Annotated in this window: 20 protein-coding genes; 14 read left to right on the top strand and 6 right to left on the bottom strand. The window is 68.5% G+C overall.

The features are described 5' to 3' along the window. The first annotated feature begins 40 nt into the window (after window positions 1-40). The 5 genes from AC1RS9_RS12275 (at window position 41) to AC1RS9_RS12255 (ending at window position 2,036) form a co-directional block, all read left to right on the top strand. On the top strand, window positions 41-346 hold the full coding sequence (locus AC1RS9_RS12275) for a hypothetical protein (RefSeq protein WP_156444955.1): 306 nt from the start codon (window positions 41-43) through the stop codon (window positions 344-346). After that, complete coding sequence (locus AC1RS9_RS12270) at window positions 343-498, top strand: lipopolysaccharide assembly protein LapA domain-containing protein (protein ID WP_006943511.1); 156 nt, start codon at window positions 343-345, stop codon at window positions 496-498. The genes AC1RS9_RS12275 and AC1RS9_RS12270 overlap by 4 nt, the downstream gene beginning before the upstream one ends. Then, on the top strand, window positions 495-899 hold the full coding sequence (locus tag AC1RS9_RS12265) for a hypothetical protein (RefSeq protein WP_006943566.1): 405 nt from the start codon (window positions 495-497) through the stop codon (window positions 897-899). Before AC1RS9_RS12270 ends, AC1RS9_RS12265 begins: the two co-directional genes overlap by 4 nt. Window positions 900-961: 62 nt before the next feature. After that, window positions 962-1,138 carry a hypothetical protein gene (locus AC1RS9_RS12260; RefSeq protein ID WP_281711525.1) on the top strand — a complete coding sequence of 59 codons (177 nt, stop codon included), beginning with the start codon at window positions 962-964 and terminating at the stop codon, window positions 1,136-1,138. 127 nt (window positions 1,139-1,265) lie between these two features. Beyond that, on the top strand, window positions 1,266-2,036 hold the full coding sequence (locus tag AC1RS9_RS12255; RefSeq protein WP_006943541.1) for a CPBP family intramembrane glutamic endopeptidase: 771 nt from the start codon (window positions 1,266-1,268) through the stop codon (window positions 2,034-2,036). Here AC1RS9_RS12255 and AC1RS9_RS12250 read toward each other — a convergent pair. Continuing rightward, window positions 2,023-3,567 (bottom strand): bifunctional phosphatase PAP2/diacylglycerol kinase family protein, encoded by a 1,545-nt coding sequence (locus tag AC1RS9_RS12250; RefSeq protein ID WP_492921652.1) that lies wholly within the window; start codon window positions 3,565-3,567, stop codon window positions 2,023-2,025. The genes AC1RS9_RS12255 and AC1RS9_RS12250 overlap by 14 nt on opposite strands. A gap of 98 nt (window positions 3,568-3,665) precedes the next feature. Continuing rightward, a complete protein-coding gene (locus tag AC1RS9_RS12245; protein WP_062256154.1) occupies window positions 3,666-4,202 on the bottom strand; it encodes a hypothetical protein in 537 nt (178 codons plus the stop codon). Window positions 4,203-4,265: 63 nt separating this feature from the next. Here AC1RS9_RS12245 and AC1RS9_RS12240 point away from each other — a divergent pair, with 63 nt between their 5' ends. The 3 genes from AC1RS9_RS12240 (at window position 4,266) to AC1RS9_RS12230 (ending at window position 6,939) form a co-directional block, all read left to right on the top strand. Then, window positions 4,266-4,895, top strand: coding sequence for a TetR/AcrR family transcriptional regulator (locus AC1RS9_RS12240; RefSeq protein WP_074040117.1), 630 nt, complete (start codon window positions 4,266-4,268; stop codon window positions 4,893-4,895). A gap of 30 nt (window positions 4,896-4,925) precedes the next feature. Further along, the gene (locus tag AC1RS9_RS12235) at window positions 4,926-6,416 is read left to right on the top strand and encodes a long-chain-fatty-acid--CoA ligase (RefSeq protein WP_074040119.1); all 1,491 of its coding nucleotides are present in this window, start codon (window positions 4,926-4,928) and stop codon (window positions 6,414-6,416) included. 88 nt (window positions 6,417-6,504) lie between these two features. Beyond that, window positions 6,505-6,939: a MarR family winged helix-turn-helix transcriptional regulator gene (locus AC1RS9_RS12230; protein ID WP_040014252.1), complete on the top strand. Its 435-nt coding sequence runs from the start codon at window positions 6,505-6,507 to the stop codon at window positions 6,937-6,939. Window positions 6,940-7,090: 151 nt separating this feature from the next. Here AC1RS9_RS12230 and ppk2 read toward each other — a convergent pair whose 3' ends face one another. Next, window positions 7,091-8,122, bottom strand: coding sequence for a polyphosphate kinase 2 (gene ppk2 / locus AC1RS9_RS12225; protein ID WP_062256158.1), 1,032 nt, complete (start codon window positions 8,120-8,122; stop codon window positions 7,091-7,093). A 252-nt stretch (window positions 8,123-8,374) separates the two neighbouring features. On the opposite strand from ppk2, the gene AC1RS9_RS12220 reads away from it, so the two are divergent. From AC1RS9_RS12220 to AC1RS9_RS12205, 4 genes are all read left to right on the top strand, one after another. Then, window positions 8,375-8,632: a hypothetical protein gene (locus tag AC1RS9_RS12220; RefSeq protein WP_006943508.1), complete on the top strand. Its 258-nt coding sequence runs from the start codon at window positions 8,375-8,377 to the stop codon at window positions 8,630-8,632. A 93-nt stretch (window positions 8,633-8,725) separates the two neighbouring features. Then, window positions 8,726-9,925 carry an App1 family protein phosphatidate phosphatase gene (locus AC1RS9_RS12215; protein WP_006943514.1) on the top strand — a complete coding sequence of 400 codons (1,200 nt, stop codon included), beginning with the start codon at window positions 8,726-8,728 and terminating at the stop codon, window positions 9,923-9,925. After that, window positions 9,918-10,781: an Fpg/Nei family DNA glycosylase gene (locus AC1RS9_RS12210; protein WP_006943568.1), complete on the top strand. Its 864-nt coding sequence runs from the start codon at window positions 9,918-9,920 to the stop codon at window positions 10,779-10,781. Before AC1RS9_RS12215 ends, AC1RS9_RS12210 begins: the two co-directional genes overlap by 8 nt. Window positions 10,782-11,055: 274 nt before the next feature. Next, the gene (locus AC1RS9_RS12205; protein ID WP_082740444.1) at window positions 11,056-11,994 is read left to right on the top strand and encodes a M15 family metallopeptidase; all 939 of its coding nucleotides are present in this window, start codon (window positions 11,056-11,058) and stop codon (window positions 11,992-11,994) included. Window positions 11,995-12,158: 164 nt separating this feature from the next. Here AC1RS9_RS12205 and lepB (AC1RS9_RS12200) read toward each other — a convergent pair whose 3' ends face one another. The 3 genes from lepB (AC1RS9_RS12200) to AC1RS9_RS12190 all read right to left on the bottom strand — a co-directional run bounded on the left by lepB (AC1RS9_RS12200) (window position 12,159) and on the right by AC1RS9_RS12190 (window position 14,220). Further along, a complete protein-coding gene (gene lepB / locus AC1RS9_RS12200) occupies window positions 12,159-12,836 on the bottom strand; it encodes a signal peptidase I (protein WP_160126163.1) in 678 nt (225 codons plus the stop codon). A 120-nt stretch (window positions 12,837-12,956) separates the two neighbouring features. Next, window positions 12,957-13,898, bottom strand: coding sequence for a signal peptidase I (gene lepB / locus AC1RS9_RS12195; RefSeq protein ID WP_006943518.1), 942 nt, complete (start codon window positions 13,896-13,898; stop codon window positions 12,957-12,959). Between the two features lies 1 nt (window position 13,899). After that, window positions 13,900-14,220, bottom strand: a complete 321-nt coding sequence (locus tag AC1RS9_RS12190) for a rhodanese-like domain-containing protein (protein WP_006943527.1) — start codon at window positions 14,218-14,220, stop codon at window positions 13,900-13,902. A 179-nt stretch (window positions 14,221-14,399) separates the two neighbouring features. Here AC1RS9_RS12190 and AC1RS9_RS12185 point away from each other — a divergent pair, with 179 nt between their 5' ends. Both AC1RS9_RS12185 and AC1RS9_RS12180 read left to right on the top strand, forming a co-directional pair. Next, a complete protein-coding gene (locus AC1RS9_RS12185; protein ID WP_131940286.1) occupies window positions 14,400-14,855 on the top strand; it encodes a hypothetical protein in 456 nt (151 codons plus the stop codon). 948 nt (window positions 14,856-15,803) lie between these two features. Further along, on the top strand, window positions 15,804-16,355 hold the full coding sequence (locus AC1RS9_RS12180) for a hypothetical protein (protein ID WP_143181221.1): 552 nt from the start codon (window positions 15,804-15,806) through the stop codon (window positions 16,353-16,355). Window positions 16,356-16,616 lie beyond the last annotated feature (261 nt).

Here is a 16,616-nt window from a genome sequence, read left to right as displayed (position 1 = left end):
GGCGACGTTCGACGAGCACCTGAAGAACGAAGGAGACGCAGTGGAGCGTTCAGGCACGCGCGTGCGCGCCCGACTCAGTCGGGCGTGGTGGGCGGCGTTCGTCGTCGTCCCACTCGTTCTCGGCGCTGCGGCCGCGTTCCTCGGCAAGTCCTCGATCGAATCCAACCTGCAGCAGCGAGTCGAGCGCAGCGTCGCCGGCACGGGCGTCGCTCAGGTCTCCGTCTCGGTCGACGGCCGCGACGTCACCGCCGTCGTCCCGGCGCGTTCGGGCAACGACGCCATCGACTCGGTGCGCGACGCCGCGTCGCACGTCGACGGCGTCCGCACGGTGAAGGTGCACCGATGAACCTCGTGATCGACAGCGTCTTCGTCATGCTCGTCTGTTTCGTGCTCGGCGCCCTCATCGCCTGGCTGCTCGCCGCCGCGCTCTACCCGACGCGCCGCGACCTGCGCCAACTCGACGAGCAACACGAGGGCGACGCGGGGAGCGTCCGATGATCTGGCTCGTCGCTCAGCTGTGGCCCGCAGCGCTGCTGGCGCTCGTCGCCGGTTTCGCCATCACCTGGTTCACCGTCGTGCGTCGCCTCGACGATGCGCCCGTGAGCGCTGAGCGTGAGCGACGCGACGGTGGCTCGCGGCGTGCAGGACGTTCTAGCGGCGGCCATTCGGACGCAGGACGCGCCGGCGCAGGACTCGCAGGTGCAGGACGTTCGGATGCAGCAGGCTCGCGCCGTGACAACCCGTCCGACGGGCTCGACGACGGCGAGCCCGTCAACGGCGAGCGACACGTCGCGTCCCGGGTCGACGGCGAAGAACGCGACGAGGCCCGCCCCGACGTACCCGCGCATCGCCCGAGTGGCAGTGTCGGCAGCGCGTTCACCTCGCGCCGCGACGAGTGACGCGCGGCCGCTGGCACACCGACGACGGGCCAGGACGAACATTCGACGAGCGAGGAGCTGACATGAGCGACGACACGATCAACGACCCCTACGACGAGGCCCCGGTTCACGTCCTCGATGACGAGGCAGAACCCGACGCCGAGGCTGACGGTGGACCCGACGCCGACGCTGACTTTGACGACGTCGTCACCGGCAGGGGCACCGATGATGACGACGCCGGCTCTGTCGGCGTCTCGTGAACCGCGCTGTGCTGCTGAACCCCACGCTGCTTCGGTGAGTACCCGAGTCGACGCGCCGAGTGAGTGCGCACGATCAGCGCTCGGTCGTCTGCGAGGCCAGATGGCCTGGCCTGGTACGAGACTCGACGTGGCGCGCACGCGCCTGCCGCGGCGTCAACTGCTCGCCGAGACGGTCATCGTCCTGCTGCTCAGCCTCGGCGCGAGCGCGATCTGGTCGGCGCTTTCGCTGCTGCGCACGGCCCTGACGGCGCGCGCGACGCACACGTCGATCAGTCAGCAGACATCGACGCTCAACTCGTCGCGTTCGAGCACGCAGTGGCTCGACGTCGTCTATCAGCTCGTGCAGATCGCGCTGGCGCTCGTGCCGGTCGCGCTCGTCGTTCTCCTGCTGTCGCGCGAACTGCGAAAGCCGCTGGCCTACCTCGGGATCGACCGCACACGCCAGGCACCCGACGCCGTCCTCGGTGCGCTGCTCGCCGCCGTCATCGGCATCCCGGGCCTCGCGCTATACCTCGTCTCGCGGGCCATGGGCATCAACACGACGGTCGTCGCGTCCGGCTTGGGCGAGCACTGGTGGGTCTTTCCGATCCTCGTCCTCGCCGCCGCGCAGAACGCGATCCTCGAAGAGGTCGTCATGATCGGCTACCTCTTCACGCGCTGGTCGCAGGCCGGGTGGGGGCGCACGAAGGTGATCGTCGTGAGCGCGCTGATCCGCGGCAGCTACCACCTGTACCAGGGCCTCGGCGGGTTCGTCGGCAACGTCGTCATGGGCCTGATCTTCGGCTGGCTCTACACGCGCACGCGACGCGTCCTGCCGCTCATCGTCGCGCACACGATCCTCGACGTCGTCAGCTTCGTCGGTTACGAGCTGCTCGCCGGCCGCGTCAGCTGGCTGTGACGCCCTGGCGGCGCCATCCGAAGCGTCGCAGCACGCGACTCCAACTGCCTGTGCGCGGCCGATAGACGGTGAGAGCGCGGTAGGCGACGTCGAGGTCGAGCACCGTCCCCGAGCCGGTCACCTCGCCGTCGCGGGCGAACGGGATGGGACCGCCGACGACCTCGAGGTGAGCCTTCGGCGCGTCGAACTCGTGGTAGAGCGGCAACCGTCCGAGCCCGCCGGTGAAGACGGCGAACAGCGTGCGGACGGCGGCCCACCGCGAGCCTCGCTCCAAGAACCGCAGGTCGAGCTGCCCGTCGTCCATGCGCAGCCGCGTCTGCGGTGCGTCGCCGGGCGGGTCGTAGCGGCCGTTGCCGATGAAGATGCCGGCGAGGGTGTACTCGCGGTTGTCGTAGCGCAACGTGAACGGCTCCGCGGTGCGCAGCATCCGCCATCCGGCGACGACGGCGGCGAGCGGTTTGCCGATGCGCCCCTCGAGCTTCTCGCGGCGGATGACGAACTCGGGGTACGAGCCGGCGCTCGCGGTGTTGAGGAATATCTCGCCGTTGAGGCGCGCGACGTCGACGGTCGTGCACCATCCTTGCTCGATCGCCCGCGCGGTCGCGTCGACGCTCACCCCGAGCGCCTTCGCGAAGTGGTTGAACGTGCCGGCGGGGAACACCGCGAGCGGCACGTCGTGCTCGATCGCGTGCCGCGCACCGGCTTGCAGCGTCCCGTCACCGCCGCCGACGCCGAGCACGTCGCAGCGCGCGGCCGCGTCGGCGAGCAGGTCGTCGAGATCCTGCCCCTGCCCGAGGCGGACGATCTCCGCCTCGGGCAGCAGCTTCTCGATGCGTCGGATGACGCGCGCGCCGTTACCTCCTCCTGCTCGCGGGTTGATGACGCAGACGACGCCCGCGCCGCGCGGGTGGGGCGGCACGTCGATCGTCAGCGGCGGCGACGGCGTCACCTTTGCCGGCGGGGCGGACGGTTGCACGCGCGCCCCGAGCGTCGAGACGGCCGAGCCGATCGCCCAGCCGACGGCGACGTCGCTCGGGTAGTGGGCGCCCGTCGCGATGCGGGAGAACGCGACGAGTCCCGCGAGCGCCTGCACGACGATGCCGGCCGCGGGCGCTTCCGTCGACACACCCATGGCGAAGGCGGCGGCGCTCGCGCTGTGGCCGGAGGGGAAGGAGTTCGACGTCGGCAGCCGGAAGACGCGCCGAGCCAGCGGAACGCTCTCGATCGCGGGGCGCAGGCGTGGCGCGAGCCGCTTGCCGACCTGGTTCGTCAGGAGGCTCGCGAGGGCGATGTTGCCGAGCCCGCGTTCGGCGGCCCACTTGAGCCGACGGTCGCCGTTCGCGGCGAGCCCGGCGCCCACCGCCATCCACAGCACCGAGTAGTCGGCGGCGCGGCTCAGCTTCGGCATGACGCGGTCGAGCATGGGGCTGCGGTGCTCGGCGATCGCTGTGAACAGCGAACGGTCGAGACGGTCGACGTCACGCACGACGCGCATGATCTGCGGGGTGAAGCGGGGTCGGGGCAGACGCATGACGGTTCCTCGTCGCTCGAGTCGTCGGTTGGCATGTCCACCTTGCCACCATGAGCATCCGGGCGCTCCCGGATCTGCGCCCCACCTTCGGCGTGGTGTCAGCCGTTCTTCGAGGCGCGTCGTGGCCACAGCGTGTAGCTGACGGCCCACAACACGTCCAGGCCGAGAATGACGCCCATCCACGTGTAGTTGCCCGAAAGTGCGCCTGCGGACGAGGTGTCGGCTGCGATCGCGATGAGTACCGCCGTCAGCGTGCAGGTGATGGCCGCGGCCACGCTCGTCCGCGCGACGTCGGCCCAGCACTGGCGGGTGTAGGTCGCCCCGGTCGCCTTGACGGGCGCCGGCCCGGCCGCGAAGCGATGGGCGAAACGTGTGTCACACCAGTCGATCATGCGATGGCCGTAGGCCACGCTGAATCCGATGTATACGGCGGCCACCGCATGCCCGAGGTGTGCCGCGTCACCGCGGTGCAGGCTGATGGCCGTGGCGGCGAGGAGGACGAGGTCGGTCACGGGGGCCATGACGAGCAGGGCAGCTCCGAGGCGCCGGCGCTCGAGGAGGTAGCGCGCGGCCAGGCCCGCGATGACGAAGACCCAGAAGAGGATCTCGCAGGCAGCGATGATGGCGACGATCATGACCCTCCCAATGAGTACGGTTGTACCAAAAGCAAGTTAGCACGACCGTACTAAGGTGGTGGGATGCCGAAGGTCATCGATCATGCCGCGAGAGAGATCGCCATCGCAGAGGCGGCATGGGAGGTGCTCCGTAGCCGGGGAATCCGGAGCCTGTCGGTTCGCAACGTCGCCGCGCAGGCGGATCTCGCGGTCGGCTCACTGCGTCGCTCCTTCCCGACGCAGCGCAGCCTCGTCCGATTCTGTCTGGAGCTGGTGCTCCAGCGCGGGGTCGAACGATTTCGCGCGTTGCCAGTGGACCTCGACGCCCGCGAATTCGCGTGGCAGGCGTGCACCCACGTCCTGCCCCTCGATGAAGACCGCCGCGTCGAGATGGAGGTCTGGCTGGCTCTGTCCATCAGCGCGTTGGCGGACCCGCAGATGCGCGAGGAGTGCACCAAGTCCGACGAAGCGTTGCGCCAGATGTGCGTCATCGTCATCGGCCGCCTCGACGCGGTCGGCCTGCTGGCCGGATCGCGAAGCGCCGACTCCGAGCCCAGGCGTCTGCACGCCCTGCTCGACGGGCTGGCGCTGCAACTCATCCGTCAGGGGCCGGGTGATTCGTGCGACTGGGCGCTCGACGTGCTGCAGGATCACCTCGAGCAGCTGACGGGTGCGGCGGCGGGGTTTCGAGACATGCGTGACCCGGGTCACTGAACACCCGGGCTGAGTGATTAGGATCACGTCATGACGAACGAGCTCAACATCGCCGCCAACCTCACGCGCACCGCCGAGCGCCAGCCGGACGACGTCGCGATCAAGCTCGACGACTTCACGCTGACGTGGTCGCAGCTGGACGACGCGACGCAACGACTCGCGACCTTCCTCGCCGACCAGGGGGTCGGCGTCGGGGATCGCGTCGCGCTCAGCCTGCCCAACGTGCCGGCGTTCCCCGTCGTCGCGTACGGCGTGTGGCGCGCGGGCGCCGTTCTCGTGCCGATGAACCCGCTGTTCATGGGGCGCGAGATCGACTACTACTTCGAGGACGCCGGCGTGAAGCTCGCGTTCGGCATGGCCGGTGAGATGGCCAAGGCGGCCGAGCAGAAGAGCGTCACGTTCGTCGAGGTCGGTGACGATCAGCTGCAGAGCCTGCTCGCGAAGTTCGAGCCGACGTCCGACATCGTCGAGCGCGATGGCAGCGACACCGCCGTCATCCTCTACACCTCGGGGACGACGGGTCGCCCGAAGGGGGCCGAGCTCACCCACGACAACCTCGAGAAGAACCAGGACGTCACGGCGCGCACGCTCGTCGAGGTGACGTCCGACGACGTCGTCATGGGTTGCCTGCCGCTGTTCCACGTCTTCGGCCTGACGTGCGCGATGGCCGTGTCCGTCTCCAGGGGCGCGACGCTGACCCTTCTGCCGCGCTTCGAACCGACGAAGGCGCTCGAGATCATCGAGCGTGACTCGGTCACCGTCTTCGAGGGCGTGCCGACGATGTACCAGGCGATGCTCGCGGCCGCCGCGAAGGCACCCGAGGTGAAGCTCGCGTCGCTGCGCACCTGCATCTCGGGTGGTTCGGCGATGCCCGTCGAGGTGCTGCGCAAGTTCGAGGAGCGCTTCGACGCGACGATCCTCGAGGGCTACGGCCTCAGCGAGACCTCACCCGTCGCGTCGTTCAACCACCCGAACGCGCAGCGCAAGCCCGGTTCGATCGGCACGCCGATCGAGGGCGTCGAGATGAAGGTCGCCGACCTCGACGGCAACCCGCTGCCCGTCGGTGAGGTGGGCGAGGTCGCCGTGCGCGGGCACAACATCATGAAGGGCTACTGGAACAAGCCGGAGGAGACGGCGAAGGCCATCCGCGACGGCTGGTTCTACACCGGCGACCTCGCCCGCCAGGACGAGGACGGCTTCTACTTCATCGTCGACCGTTCGAAGGACATGATCATCCGCGGCGGGTACAACGTCTACCCCCGCGAGGTCGAGGAGGTGCTGTACGAGCACCCGGAGATCGCGGAGGTCGCCGTCGTCGGTGTGCCGGACGAGCACTACGGCGAGGAGGTCGCCGCCTTCGTCGTGCGCACCGAGGGCTCGAACCTCGACGCCGACGCCGTCAAGGCCTTCGCGAAGGAGCGCGTCGCCGCGTACAAGTACCCGCGCCACGTGACGTTCATCGAAACGCTGCCCAAGGGCGCGACCGGAAAGATTCTCAAGCGCGAACTGCGGCCGCAGTGAACGATGTTCGCCTCACCCCGCCCGTCGGGGTGAGGCGGTGACGCTGACCTCGCCCCTCGAGACGCCCGCGGGTCCTACGATGGCGAGCATGACGACTTCACGAGGCGACCGTCTGCTGCTCGTCGTGGCCCGGCTCAACCGATGGGCGTCACGCCACGCGCAGCTGCCCGCCCCCGCGGCTCAGCTGCGGCTGCTCTCCCTCATCAACGACCTCGGCCCGTCACGCATCGGCGATCTCGCGACGGCCGACAACTCGTCTCAACCGACGATGACGACGCAGGTCAAACGCCTCGAGGGCCTCGGCCTCGTCAATCGTTCACAGGACGCGCGCGACGGGCGCGCGACGCTCGTCACGATGACGCCCGCAGGCCGGGAGACGCTGACGAAGGCACGCGAGGCGCGCGCCGAGGTCGTCGTCCCGCTGCTCGACGGCATGAGCGAGGACGAACTTGCGACGCTCGACGCCGCTCTCGAGATCCTCGAGGGACGCCTCGCGAAGCAGCGCGCCGACACTCAACCCTGACGTCTCGTCGCCCCCTGACCCGGGCGTCACGAACCCCCGAGCCACCCACCCCGAACGTCATGATGGCGGGTAACTCGCGAGTAGGCGCGAAGTTGCCCGCCTACCTGTGAGTTACCCGCCATCGTGTTCGCCTGCGCGAGCGTGAGCGGCGTCAGCGCCCCTCGGCCGCCTTGGCCTCGGCTGACTTCTGCTCAGCCGACTTGTCGCCGTCACCGCGCGCGATGGACTCGGCGGCCCGCTGCATCTCGAGCGCCTTGACCTCGGCTTGGGCCTTGGCGCGCGCCTTGGCAGCCGACTTCGACTTCGGGGCCGTGTGCGTCGGCGTCTTGCCGCCGTCGTGACGGTCGGGGTAGCCCTCCTGGAAGCCGCCCTCACCCTCGTCGAGGATGTGCTTGGCGGGGCCGACGATGAGCGGGTCGGGCGCGTGGATGAAGTCGGTGTTCTTGCCCGGGTAGTCGAGCGAGTCGAGCACGTAGCGCATGACCTCGACGCGGGCGCGCTTCTTGTCGTTGCTCTTGATGACCGTCCACGGGGCCCACTCGGTGTCGGTGTGCTCGAACATGGCCTCCTTCGCCTTCGTGTAGTCGTCCCACTTGTCGAGGGAGGCGAGGTCGGTGGGCGACAGCTTCCACTGACGCAACGGGTCGGTGCGGCGCTTCTCGAAGCGCGTCAGCTGCTCGGCCTTGCCGACGGAGAACCACAGCTTGCGCAGGTGGATGCCGGAGCCCGTCAGCATCTGCTCGAACTGCGGCGCGGTGCGCATGAACTCGTCGTACTGCTCGTCGGTGCAGTAACCCATGACGCGCTCGACGCCGGCGCGGTTGTACCAGGAGCGGTCGAAGAAGACGATCTCACCGGCGGTGGGCAGGTGCGAGACGTAGCGCTGGAAGTACCACTGGCCCATCTCGCGCTCGGACGGCTTGTCGAGGGCGACGGTGCGCGCACCACGCGGATTGAGGTGTTCGTTGAAGCGCTTGATCGAACCACCCTTGCCGGCGGCGTCACGCCCCTCGAAGATGAGGACGACCTTCTCGCCACTCTCCTTGACCCACGCCTGCATCTTGAGCAGTTCGATCTGCATCTGGCGCTTGAGGTACTCGTACTCCGTACGTGTCATCTTCACGTCGTACGGGTAGTTGTGCTGCCAGGTCTCGTCCTGCGTCTTGAACTTCTTCTTTCCCATGCCCCCATTTTGGTCGACATGACATCCCCAGGGCTAGGGTTTGGCGCCAGGATGGGTCAAACGTCCCCTCGCGTTCACGCAGCGGCTTCGTCAGGCTGGCGAGCACACGTGTGCCATTCGGGCGGATGCTGCCCGCGGATCATGCGGGAGGCGGCCACCCGTAAGGGCGGTGCGGCGGACGTCGGGCTCGTGGTGCACTGGCCTGCAGGCGTCCGAGGTGCTCGGACGCGACCCACAGCGAAGGAGCAGAGCATGAACTCGTACACCGACGAAGAGCTGCAGGCCGCACGCCAGGCCGCGCAGGCCGCCGTCGACACCGCGACGTCGTGGGACTACAGCGCGAGCGACGCGAAGATCGCCGACAAGCTGCAGGAGGGCCTCGACGCGGCCGGCGTCACCGTCGACACGCCCGAGTTCGAGCGCCTCGTCCGCGAGATCACGGCGCTGAAGGACGACGAGGACGCGGGTACCCCCACCGTCGAAGCCGCGCTGCCGAAGACGCAGGCCTGACCCACGCCTGAGCATCGACCGCTCACCGCCGCCCCGGCCCCGTATCCTCGCCGCTGCCCAGCGGTTGTCGGTGCGGGGTCATAGGGTGGTGGCATGTCTCGCGCGCACATCGCCTCCCGCCTCGAGGATCGGCTGAACAGCTCGACGTCGACGCTGCTCGAGCGGCGTCACTGGCGCAAGCGCGTGTTCCCGTACGTCGGGTTCGGCTCGGTCGACCCCGAACTCGAGGGGCGTAACCCCTACGTCAGCGCCCCACGCCCGAAGACCCAGACGTGGCGTGCATCGGGGCAGCCGAGCGGCCGTCAGCGCCGCATCCCCGAGGGCGGGCGCGCCGTCGTGCTGGGCCGCGTCGTCATGGGCAAGAGCGGCCAGCCCGCCGTGCCCGCCGCGCACGACGACTCGCTCGTACGCCGCGGATTCCGGGCCTTCTTCTCCGTCCCGCAGACCGGTGAAGAGGTGACGGTGAGCCTCGGCGCCGCGCGCGCCGTCGGCCACACCGACCGGGGCGGGTACTTCGACATCGAGGTCGTCGGCCACGGCCTGCGCGACGGCTGGCACGAGGCGACGATCGAGTGCGACGGCATCGTCACGCACGCCGCGATGCAGATCATCAGCGGTGAGGCGCGCTTCGGCATCATCAGCGACATCGACGACACGGCCCTCATCACGGCGCTGCCGCGCCCGCTCATCGCGGCGTGGAACACGTTCGTCGTGCGCGAGACGGTGCGTCGCGAGGTGCCGGGCATGGCGGCGTTCTATCGCTCGATGCTCTCGGGGCACCCGGGTGCGCCGATGTTCTACCTGTCGACGGGTGCCTGGAACACCCAACCCGTTCTCACGCGTTTCCTGCGCCGCAGCGGTTTTCCGCGCGGCACGCTGCTGCTGACGGACTGGGGGCCGACGGAGACGGCGTGGTTCCGCTCCGGCCCGGAGCACAAGCGTCGCTGGCTGCGGCGTCTCGCGTCCGAGTTCCCGGACGTCCGCTGGCTCCTCGTCGGTGACGATGGCCAGCACGACCCGGCGTTGTACGAGAAGTTCGCGCTCAGTTATCCCGAGCACGTCGCGGGTATCGCCATCCGTCAGCTCACGCCCGCGCAGCAGCTGCTCAGCCACGGCCATCCCTTGCAGATGGACGACGTGGCCGGTCGGGTGCCGGGCGTGCCGTGGCTCGAGGGGCCCAACGGTTTCGTGCTCCACGAACGTGTGAGCGCGGTCGTCGATCCGGGGCGTGGTTCGGTCGCCGCCATTGCGGCCCCGCAGGCGCGACGGGCGAGGAGACATGTTCATGCCTGAGCTGCCAGAGGTGAGCGGGCTCGTCGGGTTTCTCGACGAGCGCATCGTCGGGCGCGCGATCGTCGGGGTCGAACTCGCCTCCATCGCCGTGCTCAAGACGTTCGACCCGTCACCGCAGGCGCTCGCGGGGCTCGTCGTCGACGCCGTCAGCCGCCACGGCAAGTGGATCGCCCTCGAGACGAGCGGCGGGCTGTCGCTCGTGTTCCACCTCTCGCGTGCCGGCTGGCTGCGCTGGTCCGACGCGCTGCCGACGACGGTGTTGCGGCCCGGCAAGTCGCCGATCGCGCTGCGCGTGCGCTTCGACGACGGCTCCGGTTTCGACCTCACCGAGGCCGGCACGCAGAAGCGCCTCGCCGTGCACATCGTGCGTGACGTCGTCGACGTGCCGGGCATCGCGAAGCTCGGCATCGACCCGCTGTCGCCCGAGTTCACCCGCGAGGCGTTCGGGCAGCTCGTGGCGAGCAGGCGCATGCAGATCAAGGGGTTGCTGCGTGATCAGAACGAGATCGCGGGCGTCGGCAACGCTTACTCGGACGAGGTGCTCCACGTCGCGAAGCTCTCGCCGTTCGCGTTGACGTCATCGCTCGAGCCCGGGCAGATCGACACGCTGTACGACGCGCTGATCACGACCCTGACGAATGCCGTCGACGCTGCGGCCGGCAAGCCCGCGAAGGATCTCAAGGACGCCAAACGCGCCGGGATGCGCGTGCACGGGCGCACGGGCGAGGCGTGCCCGGTGTGCGGCGACGTCATCCGCGAGGTGTCGTTCGCCGACCGTTCGTTGCAGTACTGCGCGACGTGTCAGACGGGCGGCAAGCCGCTCGCCGATCGACGGATGAGCAAGCTGCTCAAGTGAGCCTGCTCGCGAGATGCCTGGCGGGTGATGTCAGTTCGCAGGCCACAACATGGCGGGTAATTCAAAGGTATGCAGCCAACTGCGCGCCCCCCTGCGAGTTACTCGCCATCGTGCCAGGAGGCCGGGTCCGGGGCGGCGCCCGGTGTGACGCGGATGCCGCCGTGACGATATCGTGACCTCGACGAGATCGTCTTCCCGTTTTCGTTCGTCCCCCACTCAGGTGTGCAGCCAGAGCGTGGGCGTTGTCGACGGGGCTTGAAGAAGGGTGAGGGCCATGGCTGACGTGACGCGCCGCGCGGCCCTCGCCGCACCCGTGGCCGCGCTGGCGGCAGCCGCCGGAATCGCGGGTTCGGCCGGGGCGCTGGCGGCATCGACGACATCGCCCTCGCTCGTCACCGGCACTGACGCGGACGCGCTGCGCGCCCTGCACCTGCAAGCCCTCGCCGTGACGCCGAACGTCGCCGCCGTCGTCGCGCGGCTCCATGACGGCGAGTTGTGGGCGCACCAGGACGACGCGGTCGCCATCGAACGCGCCGCAGGTGGCGTCGTCGTCGTGGCGTTGCCCGTCAAGCACTCCGCCGTGAGCCGCATCGACATCAGCACCCCGAGCGCGCCCGACACGTCGGTGAGCGTCGACACGCGGCCCGACGCGCTGCGCTCGTCGTTGCTGCGCGTCGTCAACAAGCGCCTCGCGCTGGCCCGTTCGGACGAGCCGAAGAAGCTCCTCGCGGCGCACGGCGTCATGATCGACGAACGGCTGAGCAAGCCTCTCGACGCGATGTTCGCGCGCGCCGAGCGCGAGCACGTCGCGCTCGAAGCCGTCAGCGCACACCGCGACTTCGACGACCAGGCCCGCGTCTACGACGCCTACGCCGCGCGCGACGGCAAGCAGGCCGCCGACACGTACTCCGCGCGCCCCGGCCACTCCGAGCACCAGCTTGGCCTGGCCCTCGACGTGCGGGGCGTCGACCGTCAGCACGAGCTCGAGCCCGCATTCAAGGACACGCCCGTGGGTCGCTGGGTGGGCGCTCATGCGCACGAGTTCGGTTTCGTCGTGCGCTACCCCGAGGGCCAGCACGCTGTGACGGGCTACGAACCCGAACCGTGGCACCTGCGTTACGTCGGCCCCGAGGTCGCAGCGTTCATGCATGCGCGACGCGACATCGCGACGCTCGAAAAACTCTTCGGCCTGCCCGCCGCGCCGGGATACTGACGGCTTGGCGCCGCCTGCCTGAAGCCGCGCCGGATGTCGAGTTCTCCGCCCCGGAGAGCACCCCGATGCTTGCCTTCGATGCACCGCATGATTGATGGCTCGTGGTGTTGTCCCTCGGAGCCGCCAGCGAGCCCATCGCATCGTGGCAGCAATGCGTGCCGAGGTCACTTCTTCGGCGCGGGCACCTTCGCGAACGCGTCTGCGTCGCCGTGGCCGCCTGCGAGGTGGTTGAGGGGCCAGACGACGGCGATGGCGCGCCCGGTGACGGCGCTCAGCGGCACGCTTCCGAGGCGTCCGGTGCCGTCGTCGTGCGAGCGACTGTCGGCGGAGTCGTCGCGGTGATCGCCCATGACCCAGATGTGCCCGGCCGGCACGGTGATACTCCACTTGCTCGCCTGCCCGGGGCTCGGCGCGCAGCCGTCGAGCCCGGCCTGCAGGTACGGCTCGTCGACGGCGACGCCGTTGACCGTCAGCTTCGCGTTCGGCTCGGAGCAGCTGACGACGTCGCCGGGCAGGCCGACGACGCGCTTGACGAGGTGGTTGCCCTCCGCAGCGATGTGCGTGGCCGTCGCGACATCGCGCACCGCCTTGCGCCAGCCCGTGGGTGCGGCCTGCGCGGGTTCCCAGTGCAGGTCGTCGGCGAAGACGACGACGTCACCGCGCCTCACGTCCTGGCTCCACTTCTCGACGACGATGCGGTCGCCGACCCCGAGCGTGTTCTCCATCGACCCGCTGGGGATCTTGAACGGCTGGGCGACAAACGTCGAGATGAGCGCCCATGCCACCCAGATGATGACGATCGTGAGGAGACGATCGCGCCACACCGCGAGCTTCGGATTCATGCCCGACATCCCACCATCCCAGCCTGAGAGAGCCGTGGCACCGACGGCCAGACGAGGTGAGGCGCCGGGCCATCACTGGCCGCGGCGCCCCGTCGCGAATGATCGTTCAGCGTGAACCGATCACTTGGCGGCGGGCACCTTCGAGAAGGCGTCCTCGTCGTTGTGGCCGCCGGCGATGTTGCCGATCGGCCAGACGACGGCGAGACCCCGGCCGGTGATGTCGCTGACGGGCACGCTGCCGAGGCGTCCGGTGCCGTCGTCGTGGTAGCGGCTATCGGCCGAGTTCGAGCGGTTGTCACCCATGACCCACACCTTGTCCTTGGGCACGGTGATGGAGAACTTGTCCTGGCACGGCTGCACACCCGATTTCAGGTACGGCTCGGTGATCGCGACACCGTTGACGGTGAGCTTCTGCCCGGGCCCCTCGCACGAGACCTTGTCGCCGCCGACGCCGACGACGCGCTTGACGAGGTGGCTGCCGCTCGCGGACAGGTGCGTCACCTCGGCGATCTTGCGGATCCCTCCGGTGATGACGTTGCCGCTCGGAACGGGGTCGGTCCAGTCGCCCGGATCCTTGAACACGATGACGTCGCCGCGCTTGACGTCCGTGAATCGCGGCGCCCACTTGGCGACGACGATGCGGTCGCCGACCCGCAGCGTGTTCTCCATCGAACCGGACGGGATGCGGAACGGCTGCACGACGAACGTCGTGATGAACGCCCAGATCGCCCAGACGGCGACGACGAGGATGAGGCGGTCGAGCCACGTGCGAGCCGCCGAGCGTGGCTCGCGCTCACGCTTGTCGTCACCGGATGCCGTTGCAGCAGTAGCGCCGTCGTCGCGCGAAGGGCGCAACGAGGTGGCGTCGCCGGAGACGGCGGACGTGGCGTCCTCACGCGAGGAACGCGCCGACGTGGCTTTGCGGGAGCTGACGAACGTGGCGCCATCGCGGGTGTCGCTCGTCGAGGAGGTCGTGTCGGACCCAGTGGCGGCAGCGTCTTCGGCCGCAGGGTGCGGGTCGGCGTTGCGCCGCGCGCGGCGCGAGAGGGGGGAGTCGCTCACGTCAGATGACGTTGGCGTCGCCGCCGCCGACAGCCTGGATCGGCTTGCCGTCGGCGTGCCACTGCTTCATGCCGCCCTCGACGTTCGCCACGTCGAGACCCTGCCCCTCGAGCCATTGCACGGCGCGACTCGAGCGGCCGCCGCTGCGGCAGACGACGGGGAGGTCGCCATCGACCTCGGGAAGCTCGCCGACGCGGGCCGGGAGCTCCGCGAGGGGGATGTGGATGGCGCGCGGCGCGTGACCGGCGTCGTACTCGTCCTGCTCACGAACGTCGAGCACGACGGCGTCGTCAGCAATGTCCTTCGGAGTCACGGTGTTCATGCGTGCAAGCCTCTCACGTCTTGGGGTGGGCTTCATAGGCGTGACGCGCCCCGACGCAGGCCTTCCACGCCGCCCACAGGCACCAAAAAGCGTCCAGCAGTGTGCTGCTTGCGGCCGGTCAAGACGCGGTGGTCGCATTTGTTCCAGGGCGCTACCGACCAGATCAACAAACTGTCGGGGTGAACGTGAGCCCCGAGACCGCAACGAAGGGGCCTCCAGAAACAATGCCACCTTGGTCGTACGTCATCGAAAGCTGCGTCAGCGGCCCGGCCCACGTCACCGTGACGTTGCCGGCGGATGACGTGTTAGGCACACCGCCTGAAACAGAACTGACTGCCTGGTATGGGGAAGCCGCCGTGCCGCTGCCGGTGATCTGCGACCCCCGGACCCCGGAGAACCCGGGGGTGTTGATGACGATCCGGTCCTGGAAGGCCGAGTTGTCCCAATCGATGTCGGCGATGGTCAAGGACACGTTCGTGACGGGGGAGCTGAATGAGAAGGCGATGGTCTGCGCAGTGGTGGACGTGGCATTGGGGCAGGTCAGTGCCAGCCCCTGTCCTGCCGGGATTCCTCCGACGTTGCCGGTCGTGAGCGTCGAGTTTCTCGGCGCTCCGGTCGCGCCGGTGTTCGTGTAGGTCACCGTTGTGCCGCCGACAGTTGCCTTTTGTCCACTGGAGACGCTTGAGCTGCCCATCGCGGACCACGCCATCATCACGGGTGCGCACGGGCGGCTCGCTGCAACAGCGGGCGCGGGCGCGGTGACGGCGACGGCTGGGACGCTCCAGGCGACAGCCTTGGCGACCGCCCGTCTGGTCGGCGCCGCAGCGGATGACGTTACTTGCGGGTATGAATTCATGGATCAAGCATGACATGGGCGATCGTAGGGGGACTACAGTCGCTGGGGGCGCTCTGGCACACGTCATCGAAGCGAGCAGGCATGGCCATCGCGTGGGCGGAAGGAGCGGCGCTGGCGACCTCGTCGCTCCCAGCGGCTCAGGGGCGGAGCAGGGCACCTGGAGTTGGGCACACCATTGAAGTGTCTTCGTGGCCCTAAAGTGGGGGTGTGGGTGCCTGTGAAGAATGCCGTGGCTCAGGTTGGGCGTCCCAGTCGATGTGGTCTGAACGCCTAGCCGAGTGGCTGACGGTTCCTGCGGCCTGCCCCGCGTGTGAGGGAGCGGGATGAAACTGTGCCGTCGCTGCAGGCACGTCGCGGCGCAATGTGGGCGCCTTCGGTGTCTTTCTGTGGCGTGCTTTCCGGTTGTCGACGCCGTTTTCCGGTCCAACCACCCCCCGGGGCGATCAGGAATGGGCCGTCGAACGGTGCCAGCAAGCCCAGCCGGGTAGCAAACCTCCTCACGACGAGGCGCGTTGAGGCCCTGATCTATCGATGCGGCATCTGTCCATACTGCGCCATGGAGCGGATACATGCGCGGCCACCTCGAATCGCTTCTCAGCCGGTCCCGTTCCGTCGGCGCCTCCAACGGTTGACGTACCGTCTTCACAGGCACACATAGATTGCCCGGCTATGGCGTGGCGAGCTAGCATCAGAACCAGCACCCCCTCGACGAGCCACAGGAGCCACCATGAACCAGCCCTCTCGCCGCAAAGTGGCCGCAGGTATCGCCTGGAGCATCCCAGCCATCACTGTTGGCGCGGCCGCGCCCGCCGTTGCCGCATCCCAAGTCAGCCCCAGCATCAATCGCTCGTTCTACATCACGCGTTCCAGCTCAGGCTGCTCATCAGGCAGTCGCCGCCTCACCGTAGACAGCAAGAATGACGGCACGAGCTATTACCAGATCGTGAACGTCTCGCCGACATCATCTGTCACGGCCGTCTACGCCTCAGTTCTCGTCAACCTTTCAGGTTTGAGTTTCACCGAAACGACAGGAAACTGGTCCGCGGTGCAGCAAGACTCGCAAACCTACTCCTACAACGGCGTCACGTACTATCGCTACTTCGCCAAGCTTCAGGTCGCGATTCCCGCACCGGTGAATGGAACCATCACCGTGCCCTCGCTGAGCTGGGTAAGTAACTGCACCGCATCCCTTTCCAACCCGGTGAGCGTGAATGGCCGTGGTATGGTCACCATTAACGGCCAGGATATCGAACAGGTCGGTCCTTTCCGCACACTGTGATGGTTGCTCGAAGTTCACGTCGCACCCATTCCTCCTTCGGAATTTCTTCTTCAATGCGACAGACCCTGACGTCGTTTCATGACGCCCCGCCCATTTCGGCGGGGATCTCGAGTGCGGCTGCTACCTACTCGAGGGCCTGATCATCAACCTCGACGCTGTCGAGGTGGCGTTGTAGGCCGGGGACGACGGCTTGGGTGTCATACCCCACCTGAGCGCCGCTTTCCAGGATCACTACTCGCTTCGGGGGGGGGGGGGGGCCAC

The organism is Dermacoccus sp. MPR-E5 (genome assembly GCF_058809565.1).
The sequence above is the reverse complement of the archived record's forward strand: the minus strand, read 5'-3'. Positions and strand labels throughout refer to the sequence as shown.